1 protein-coding gene is annotated in these 280 nt (G+C 23.2%); it reads right to left on the reverse strand.

The genetic code is table 11. The features are described 5' to 3' along the window. On the reverse strand, positions 1–250 hold a 250-nt coding region (locus N3D74_06435; protein ID MCX8095801.1), incomplete at its 3' end, for a phosphoadenosine phosphosulfate reductase family protein. Positions 251–280: the final 30 nt, after the last annotated feature.

Genomic DNA, 280 nt, shown 5'->3' on the forward strand with positions numbered 1-280 from the left:
TATTTTTCAAAAAAATCTCTTTCATATCAATATTAAAATCTTTTTTTAGGTCAAAAATCATTAAAGGTAATGAAAATTTTACTGAAAAATTTTTTGCTATTTCTAAACTTTTCTCTGAAAATTCATCAAAATTTAAATTTATGTGAACTCCAGTTACATTAAATTCATATTTTTTCAATAGATACCACAAGACCATACTATCTTTTCCACCTGAAACAGCATGAAGAATTTTTTCATCTTTTCTAATCATTTTTTGTTTTAGTCCTTCACCATTTATAGC

It is taken from the genome of Caldisericia bacterium, from assembly GCA_026414995.1.
Taxonomy (GTDB): Bacteria; Caldisericota; Caldisericia; order B22-G15; family B22-G15; genus JAAYUH01.